4 protein-coding genes are annotated in these 7,058 nt (G+C 45.4%); 2 read left to right on the top strand and 2 right to left on the bottom strand.

Translation table 11 applies throughout. From position 1 onward, the window contains the following. Nucleotides 1-254: 254 nt before the first annotated feature. Nucleotides 255-3,341 carry a lantibiotic dehydratase gene (locus BXP70_RS23145; protein ID WP_086596502.1) on the top strand — a complete coding sequence of 1,029 codons (3,087 nt, stop codon included), beginning with the start codon at nucleotides 255-257 and terminating at the stop codon, nucleotides 3,339-3,341. A gap of 1 nt (nucleotide 3,342) precedes the next feature. On the opposite strand, the gene BXP70_RS23140 is transcribed toward BXP70_RS23145, so the two are convergent. Then, on the bottom strand, nucleotides 3,343-4,059 hold the full coding sequence (locus BXP70_RS23140; RefSeq protein ID WP_245849725.1) for a LytR/AlgR family response regulator transcription factor: 717 nt from the start codon (nucleotides 4,057-4,059) through the stop codon (nucleotides 3,343-3,345). A 21-nt stretch (nucleotides 4,060-4,080) separates the two neighbouring features. After that, entirely contained in the window at nucleotides 4,081-5,124 is a 1,044-nt protein-coding gene (locus BXP70_RS23135) for a sensor histidine kinase (protein WP_086596500.1), read from the bottom strand. A gap of 674 nt (nucleotides 5,125-5,798) precedes the next feature. Here BXP70_RS23135 and BXP70_RS23130 point away from each other — a divergent pair. Continuing rightward, nucleotides 5,799-6,989: a glycoside hydrolase family protein gene (locus BXP70_RS23130; RefSeq protein ID WP_143436644.1), complete on the top strand. Its 1,191-nt coding sequence runs from the start codon at nucleotides 5,799-5,801 to the stop codon at nucleotides 6,987-6,989. The last annotated feature ends 69 nt before the right edge of the window (nucleotides 6,990-7,058 follow it).

The raw sequence follows: 7,058 nt of genomic DNA, 5'->3' as shown, positions 1-7,058 counted from the left end.
TTTCAGGGATATACACCCTTTTGCCCGGTACAATTACCCTCGTAAGGCGGACCAAGCTATTTGAACAAATCAGCACATGGTCATTAAGAAATGTGCCGTAATGATGTGGTGTAGTGGGCTTCGTGCCGCAGCACAAAGCGGGGATAAAAGCTAGGTGGTAGTCTGTCGTTTCACTAGATTATCCCAGGAAAACTGAGCATTTTACACAGCCGTATTTTTTAGCTTTATTTCTTGCGTACTCTTATGTGTTCTTTATGAAGCATTTATACAGTTTTCATCCTAACCTAATTCTTCGAACTACCGCGCAAGCATTCAGCACTGATTTTGATGAGAATACTATTCTGACAGCACTCAACGACAAGCAGTTTGCGGAAGCATTGTACCTAGCATCCCCTGGCTTATATGAGGAATGCTGCAAGTGGCAAGCTGGCACCCTACACGACCCGAAGAAGGTGGCTAGGTTATGTGCTACCCTCACGCGGTACTACACGCGGATGCGCAGTCGTTGCACACCCTTTGGATTATTCGCTGGCTGCTCCGTTATCCGATGGGGTGCGCAAAACCATGTGCAACTAGTCTCCGCTCGAAATACTCGCCACACGCGCCTGGATATGCATTACCTGTGTGCTCTGGCACAACACCTAGCGCAAAAGGCTACCATTCGACCGCTACTTCGCTATTGGCCCCAAACGAGCTTGTATCAACTTGGTACCGAACTTCGCTATGTGGAGTATTATTATGTGGACGGTCAGCGGGTGCATCAAATTAGCTCAGTGGAGGTGACTTCACCTCTTCTGAAAATACTAGCGGCCGCTCGTAGTGGGCTAACTTATGAAGCCTTGCTAGAACTTCTAATTGCTGAAGAATCGGTTGATATGGAAGAAGCAAGTTTTTTTGTGCAGACCCTGATTGATTCACAACTACTTGTAAGTGAACTAGAGCCTACTGTCACAGGTCCAGAGTATCTCTTGCATCTTCAGAAAGTATTAGCCTGCATGCACGCAGCAGTACCCAGTGACGAAATTAGTGCCGCCTTGGATTTACTTACTGCAGTTGCTAAGCAACTGCAGATACTTGACCAGGAGACAGTTAACACAAGCCAAAGTTACCAACGGATTGCCGCAGCTCTGCGGGCGTTAGAGGTGCCAATTGAGCCCGATAAGCTGTTCCAGACCGATTTGATTTGCGGGGTAGACGAGGTGGCATCAACTCTAGACCATACGCTACAGGACACGCTCTTAGAAGCCGTGAAGGCTTTAACTTACTTAAGTCGCTCCACTCGTAATCACCGATTAGAACATTTCAAACAACGCTTTCAGCAGCGTTATGAGGAGCAGGAGGTACCACTACTGGAAGCATTGGATACGGAGAGCGGCTTATCTTATTCCGACTATGGCAAGCATAGCTACTCGCCGTTGGTTTACGATCTTTATCTGACCGAAACAGCTACCGACGTCTTGCAACAACAGGACGAAGTACAGCGCTTTCTAGCCCGCAAACTGCGCGAGGCGGAGCAGCAACACCACTATACCGTTGATCTTACCCCCGATGAGGTGCAGTCCTTTACGCCTATTGCCGATCCGCTACCACCTTCTTTGAGCATCCTGTTCCGGGTAGTTGGCGAACAGCTAGTCCTTGATAGCGTAGGTGGATCTAGCGCTGTAAATCTGCTGGGTCGTTTCGCTCATGCAGATCCTGCTCTTGAGACGATCGTGCGCGACATCACGGCCCATGAGCAACGGCAGAATTCCACAGTAGTTTTCGCCGAAATCTGTCACCTACCCGTGAGCCGCATTGGAAACATCTTGCTACGGCCGTCTTTTCGCGACTTTGAAATTCCGTACCTGGCTCAGTCCACCCAGCCCTATGAAAACCAAATAGCAGTGCAAGATCTTCTGGTGTCCGTCCGCCAGGGTCAGTTAATCCTACGTTCGCGGGAGACGGGCCACCGAATCGTACCGCGGCTGAGTACAGCGCATAACTTCTCCCATCAAGCTTTGCCTGTCTATGAGTTTCTATGTGATTTACAAACGCAAGGTTTACAGGCGCATTTAGGTGTCAGATGGGAAACTGCGACGTTAGAAACAAAATTTTTCCCTCGGCTTACTTACCAGCAGGTTGTGCTGCAAGGAGCTACTTGGCACCTTGCAGCTAGTGACCTACAGACGTTGTTAACCGCGCCCCTAGCGGAACAGGAGGTACATTTCCGGGCTTTTCAAGCGCAATGGCAATTACCGCGCTTTTTCACCTTGGCTGATGGAGACCACGAACTACTAGTTGACGCTGAGAATCCCTTGCTCCGCCAAGTCTGGCTGGACACTATTCGCCAGCGTCCTTCCATTAAGCTTAAGGAATTCCTATTTGATCCTGCAACTAGTCCCGTTCGCGACGAACAACACCGGCCACATGTACAGCAGCTACTTGCTCTGTTAGTGCGTAACATGCCTTGTTACCCAGCAGTCAATCTCACACCAGCAGCACTGGCGGACGAAGACGTACCACGCAACTTCGCGCTTGGCTCAGAATGGCTATATTATAAATGGTACTGCGGACCGCAAATGGCTAACCGTATTCTGCGCGAGGTTCTGCGTCCACTCACACAGGAATTACAGGAACGGCAGCTGATTGACAAGTGGTTTTTTATTCGTTATGCTGATCCAGATAATCATCTACGAGTGCGCTTCCACCTGCCAGTCGTCGAGCGCTTGGGTGAGACAGTACAATTAATTAGCAACTACTTAGCCCCCTGTCTGGGTGCCAGTTACATCTGGAAGAGCCAAACCGATACTTACTGCCGAGAACTAGAGCGTTATGGCCCACGCACTATTGTCCTATCCGAAAGTCTATTTCACTACCAAAGTATAGCATTACTCCGTGATCTGGAGCAGTTTACTGGAGATGACGATACTGCCTATTGGCAGTGGGGCCTATACGCCATAGATGAGCTGTTAGAGGCTTTCACCGTTCCGTTGGAACAGAAACTTACGCTGCTACAGGAGCTACGGGAGTCTTTCGCTCAGGAATTTAGCATGGACAAGCCGCTGAAAAGTCAATTGGACGCAAAATACCGCCTGTACCGCTCAGTGATTGCACAAACGCTTACCCCCACAGTTCTGGCACCGGCGTCACTTCAGCAGCTAGCTACGGCTATTCGCCAACAATTGTCTGAAAATGGTGACGGATTATCCCAAGCTCGCTTACTGGGTAGTTACATTCACATGCTATTAAACCGACTAATTCCAGCGCAGGCTCGGCTTCATGAATTAGTATTGTACGACTTTCTAAGCCGTTACTATCAGTCTTGTCAAGTACGACAGTCACAGCAAGTTACTGTACCGTGAGCTACTTTTTACTGCTCATTACCTTCTTTTGTAATGCTTCAAAGAAGGCGTTACGATACGTTTCGCCTAGCGGCACATATGACTTAATATCCTTGAACAAAATCTGGTTGCCGTCAAGTGCTCTAATTTTGTTTAAAGAAACGATGTACGACTTATGCACCCGCATAAAGCTCTTTGCTGGCAGTCGTTCTTCTAAGTCCTTAATGTTCAATAGCGTAACAATGCTTTCTTCTGCTGTATTGATGGACAGATAGTTTTTCATCCCTTCGATGTAGATGATATCTTGAAAATCTACTTTGACCATCTTGCCCTTGTTTTCTGTCTTCACGAAGATATAGTCGTCAGCTTCCTCCACTGGCGCTTGCCAGCGGGCTGAGGGGGTCGCGAAAACATTCAAGGCTTTCTGGGCGGCTTTCAAGAAGCGCTCAAAGGCAATAGGCTTAAGTAGATAATCTAATACTTCTAGCTCAAATCCTTCAACGGCAAATTCGCTGTAAGCAGTAGTAAGAACTACCCGGCTCTTGCCCTTTATTAGGCGCATGAAGTCTAGCCCCGAGAGTTGCGGCATGTGAATGTCGAGAAATACCAAATCAATCGGTTGGCTTTGGACAATGCCGAGCGCTTCGAGGGGATTGGTGGTACTGGCAGCCAACGTCAAAAATGGCGTTTTGGCAATGAACATCTTCAGCAGGTCGATGGCGCTTTGCTCATCATCCACTATCAAGCACGAGATCATGCGTTATAGCTCAATAACTAGTTTATAACTAAAGAATTCTGGCTCATCCTGCACCGCCAGCGTGTAACGATTAGCATAAGCAAGTTCTAATCGCTTCTGCGTGTTAACTAGGCCAATGCCTGTTGTCTTTTCCTTGGGTCCTGTCCGCTTTTTATTGTGCGTAAAAAAGGATAGTCGATTTTCTACCATCTGGAGTCGAATAACCAATGGATTCTGCGGATCGGATAAGTCACCGTGTTTAAAGCAGTTCTCGACGAAGGTAATCAGGACCAGTGGGATAATCATCATAAACTGTACACTTCCAAGTACTTCATAATGAACTTGTAATTTGTTATCGAAGCGCAGTTGGTTGATGGCAATGTAATTCTCTAGATGCTTAAGTTCACTTTCTAGCATCACCTTTCCTTCGTGTTCTTCGTCCTTGAGTGCGTAGCGCATGATATTCGACAGCAACAGAATCCCTTTGGCGGTTTCTTCTGAATGCGGGTAAGCTTGTGCGTACAGGAAATTCAGGGTATTGAAAAGAAAGTGCGGATTAATCTGACTTCGTAAAAATGTTATTTCCGATTGCATCAAATTGTGCTCAGCTACCCGCAATTTTTGCTCTTGCAGACGCTTTTGCCTTTCCAATTGTATTGCATGCACAGCGAACCAATAACCGAAACTTAATGAAGTAAAATAGACTCCGCGATATAACGCCTGTGACCAGAATAACTTACCTGAAGCAAAGCTGTGCAAAGGTTCGTTAGTTAAAATAGGCAATACAACGATATTAAGAAAGTACTTAGTGCTACAGAAGACCAATAATAAGACTATCAGAAATAGTCCATACCATATATACCTGCCTTTGGCATATAATAAAGGAAGTAATAGGAGAGCATTTACATAAAACAATAAAGCATATAACGAAAAATTTAATATCACTTCTCCATAATTTATTTGCTGTTGACCAGCAATAATTGAGATTGAATGTTCATAGATAATATACAACATCCAGATCAGTAAGTGCTGCCAGATAACGTTGACTTGGGTTCGAGTGAAAAGCATACAATAGTTGTGTTACGGACGTGTTGGGATGGCCGTGCGGATAGCGACGAAGATAGCTAACGTAGGCATGCAGGAGGCTACTTCAGCGGGTAGAGGCAAATCAGGATGTACTGTTAATCGCATCAAGCCATGGCATCTTTGAAGCCATGGCATTACGAATATTTATCATTAATACTTGACCGTCAGCGATTTGTATGTGTAACGCAACCATAAAATCTTCAACTATGCCTTTGCGTTGCTAAGTACTATTTGGAAGTAGGGGGCCAATTGCTTGTCAAGAAGCGCAAGCCAATACTTTATGCAGGAACCCATTTTAGCTGGTTTGATACCGCAATTCGCCCTGTTGGTGTAAAGTGTGCGGTAGATTCCAAGTGCCTTCATACCTTTATTTCATCAAACACAACACAGCTCTATAACGCTACTTATTTCACTAAAACACATGATGAACACAACTACTACAGCTAAATTGAAGTTTCAGAAAACGACGGTCGTAAAGTTCAGTCAGCGTCAATCAAGCGCAAGTAGAGGATCTACTATTTTAGAAACTATTATAGATACGAGTATTCTTACAATTACATGGCGATAACCATAACTTTAGTAAGTTTATAATAAAAATAAGTATTATAAATTCATAAATTATTACATCTGTTATGTAATTTACTTATTTTGTAATAATGAAAGTTCCTCGGCTGCTATCTATTTATCCCGAAAGCCAAAGTATTATGAAATCTTGGCAAGATATCCATGCCATTATTTTTAATAAATTATCTATTGTTACTTCTTTATCAGAAAGTATCGATTTAAGTATTTATTATTATACCGTTTATAAAACCTTTGAGCATGAGCAAGACTTAGCTCATGCTCAAAGGTTCTTTGTACAAGGCTTGACTTATATTGTGTCTTCTTCGCGACCAATCTGGGATGTAGACTCCATTCTAGATTTGACGGGTATCGCACAACTTACTCACTGGTTTGCTAAGAATAAACAGCCTTTTATCAAGGCGGAGGAACTACTAGCGGCCGCTGATAGCCAACTGCTGACTCAAGCGCAACAATTGCTTGTTGATCACCAGGCAACGCAGAAGCGATTCTTCTTCCGTATCCTGCGTTACTTCCAATTGCGTCTACCGGCCAGCGGTATTGCCGCTACGTTAAACAGATTGTTCGAGCAAGCGCAGCTTGCTGACGATAACCATAAGTGGACGTTGCTGCTGCCTATTCGAAGCGAACCTAAAGAAGGTTTGACAATACTAGGTCTGGGTGATGGGCTAGCAGGCGAAGCGTTGCAACTGATTAGACTTTATAAGGCTGGCATCCAGCAGCCGATCCTGCTGAAAGCTATTAAGGCTCGTATCCTAGCCATCTTGGCTACTAGACGAGAAGTTGATTTCTCAGAGGGTATTTATAGTATGTTTCCTGATGCTATTACTTCTGATACTGACCAAATACGAGATAGCCAAGAGCTTACTTGGCGCGGTGGCGATTTAGGTCAAGCGCTGCTTTTATACGAAGCGTGTATGCTACTGCAGGATGAGGAGCTAGCTTGGTTAGCTGAACTAGTGGGCCTGAACACTCTGTTACGCAAAGAGGAAGGTATGACGAGCGTGCATACGTCTGCGTTTTACACAGGTGCAGCAGGTATTGCTCATCTATATTATCAGTTGCATCGAATAAGCGGTAATCCTGCCTACGAGGCAGGCCATCGTTACTGGGTAGGAAAAATTCAACGATTCCTCCCGCAAGATATCGCTAGTGGCCTTTACGAGCGGCAAAGCGGCTTACGTTACGATCTAACTAGTATGGCTTCAACTTTACTAGCGGCTGTAACAGCACAGCCGATCGAGCGGGAGCAACGATTGTGGTAACTGGCGGTAGCCTTGGTTATAGTTCGTGTCAAAAGGTTTGTTTGCCCAGTTATTAATCTGTAGATCCGT

The organism is Hymenobacter crusticola, from assembly GCF_002154225.1.
Lineage (GTDB): Bacteria > Bacteroidota > Bacteroidia > Cytophagales > Hymenobacteraceae > Hymenobacter > Hymenobacter crusticola.
Note: the sequence above shows the minus strand (reverse complement) of the source record. Positions and strands in the feature narration are given on the sequence as shown.

Bases quoted from the DNA above. Each gene is read 5' to 3' on its own strand.
- BXP70_RS23145 (WP_086596502.1), top strand. From the start codon at position 255: ATGAAGCATTTATACAGTTTTCATCCTAACCTAATTCTTCGAACTACC.
- BXP70_RS23130 (WP_143436644.1), top strand. From the start codon at position 5,799: ATGAAAGTTCCTCGGCTGCTATCTATTTATCCCGAAAGCCAAAGTATT.
- BXP70_RS23135 (WP_086596500.1), bottom strand. From the start codon at position 5,124: ATGCTTTTCACTCGAACCCAAGTCAACGTTATCTGGCAGCACTTACTG.